Annotated in this window: 1 tRNA gene and 2 rRNA genes (1 of these 3 cut by a window edge); all 3 read right to left on the reverse strand. The window is 54.1% G+C overall.

Going from position 1 to position 2,500, the window contains the following annotated elements:
* Positions 1-3: 3 nt before the first annotated feature.
* A tRNA-Met gene (locus AC27VQ_RS25725) sits at positions 4-80 on the reverse strand.
* Between the two features lie 181 nt (positions 81-261).
* A 5S ribosomal RNA gene (gene rrf / locus AC27VQ_RS25730) occupies positions 262-376 on the reverse strand.
* 122 nt (positions 377-498) lie between these two features.
* Positions 499-2,500 (reverse strand): 23S ribosomal RNA (locus AC27VQ_RS25735) (it continues 794 nt past the right edge of the window).

Consider the following 2,500-nt stretch of genomic DNA (forward strand, 5'->3'; position numbering starts at 1 on the left):
TTTTGGTTGCGGGGGCAGGATTTGAACCTGCGGCCTTCAGGTTATGAGCCTGACGAGCTACCGGGCTGCTCCACCCCGCGCCATCCGGTTTTTGCGGAACGCAAAATACCGTTGTATTCGAATGCCTCGCATCCGAGGTTTTAGAAACAAAAAGGACCGCTTTGAGCGGCCCTATGGTTTCGGCAGGGCCGAATTTGTGTCGAGAAGATCGTTGTCGGTATTTTGTCTGCGACAAAACCCTGTTCACATTGCCCTTAGCAGACCTGGCAGCGACCTACTCTCCCGCGTCTTAAGACGAAGTACCATTGGCGCTGGGGCGTTTCACGGCCGTGTTCGGAATGGGAACGGGTGCGGCCACCCCGCCATAACCACCAGGTCGGCTAAGGGCAATGTGATGAGAAGCTGGTAGAGGAAGGAGACTTCCTCGTTTGTCTTATTTTGTGAACACGTCCTGGCTTCATCCAACCCTTTGAGGGTTGATGAGCATGAACAATGAGAACGATCAAGCCAATCGAGCTATTAGTACCGGTAAGCTTCATGCATTGCTGCACTTCCACACCCGGCCTATCAACGTGGTCGTCTTCCACGGCTCTCAAGGGAATACTCGTTTTCAGGTTGGTTTCCCGCTTAGATGCCTTCAGCGGTTATCCATTCCATATATAGCTACCCTGCTATGCCGTTGGCACGACAACAGGTCCACCAGAGATATGTCCATCCCGGTCCTCTCGTACTAGGGACAGATCCTGTCAATATTCCTACACCCACGGCAGATAGGGACCGAACTGTCTCACGACGTTCTGAACCCAGCTCACGTACCGCTTTAATTGGCGAACAGCCAAACCCTTGGGACCTGCTCCAGCCCCAGGATGCGATGAGCCGACATCGAGGTGCCAAACAACCCCGTCGATATGGACTCTTGGGGGTCATCAGCCTGTTATCCCCGGCGTACCTTTTATCCGTTGAGCGATGGCCCTTCCACGCGGGACCACCGGATCACTATGACCGACTTTCGTCTCTGCTCGACTTGTCAGTCTCGCAGTCAGGCGGGCTTATGCCATTGCACTCGACGACCGATTTCCGACCGGTCTGAGCCCACCATCGCGCGCCTCCGTTACTCTTTCGGAGGCGACCGCCCCAGTCAAACTACCCACCATACACTGTCCCGGACCCGGATGACGGGCCGCGGTTAGACATCCATGACGATAAGGGTGGTATTTCAAGGATGGCTCCACAAGAACTGGCGTCCCTGCTTCAAAGCCTACCACCTATCCTACACATGCCGACACGAATGCCAGTGTAAAGCTATAGTAAAGGTGCACGGGGTCTTTCCGTCTAACCGCAGGAACCCCGCATCTTCACGGGGAATTCAATTTCACTGAGTCTCTGCTGGAGACAGCGGGGAAGTCGTTACGCCATTCGTGCAGGTCGGAACTTACCCGACAAGGAATTTCGCTACCTTAGGACCGTTATAGTTACGGCCGCCGTTTACTGGGGCTTCGATTCAAAGCTTGCACCTCTCCTCTTAACCTTCCAGCACCGGGCAGGCGTCAGACCCTATACGTCGTCTTGCGACTTCGCAGAGCCCTGTGTTTTTGATAAACAGTCGCTACCCCCTGGTCTGTGCCACCCCAAAATACTTGCGTACCTTGGGGTCACGCTTCTTCCGAAGTTACGCGTGCAATTTGCCGAGTTCCTTCAGCAGAGTTCTCTCAAGCGCCTTGGTATACTCTACCTGACCACCTGTGTCGGTTTCGGGTACGGTCTATACGGTGGAGCTATTTCCTGGAACCGCTTCCCCGCCCAGACAATCCAATAAGTCTGAACAAGTTACGCAATCCGTCACTACCACCAGGCCCACGAATATTAACGTGGTTCCCATCGACTACGCGTTTCCGCCTCGCCTTAGGGGCCGGCTAACCCTGCTCAGATTAACTTTAAGCAGGAACCCTTGGTCTTTCGGCGAGAGGGTCTCTCACCCTCTTTATCGTTACTCATGTCAACATTCGCACTTCCGATACCTCCAGGAGCCCTCACGGGTCTCCCTTCACAGGCTTACGGAACGCTCCGCTACCACTGGACTTGCGTCCAATCCTCAGCTTCGGTGCATGGCTTTAGCCCCGTTACATTTTCGGCGCAAAGACCCTTATTTAGACCAGTGAGCTGTTACGCTTTCTTTAAATGATGGCTGCTTCTAAGCCAACATCCTGGTTGTTTTGGGATCCTCACATCCTTTCCCACTTAGCCATGACTTGGGGACCTTAGCTGGAGGTCAGGGTTGTTGCCCTTTTCACGACGGACGTTAGCACCCGCCGTGTGTCTGCCGACTAGTACTCCCAGGTATTCGGAGTTTGGTTAGGATCAGTAAGACGGTGAGTCCCCATAGCCCATCCAGTGCTCTACCCCCTGGGGTATTCGGTCGACGCTCTACCTAAATAGATTTCGCGGAGAACCAGCTATCTCCGAGTTTGATTGGCCTTTCACCCCTAGCCACAAGTCATCC

The sequence above is a fragment of the Shinella sp. 20P9.1.1 genome (assembly GCF_057798995.1).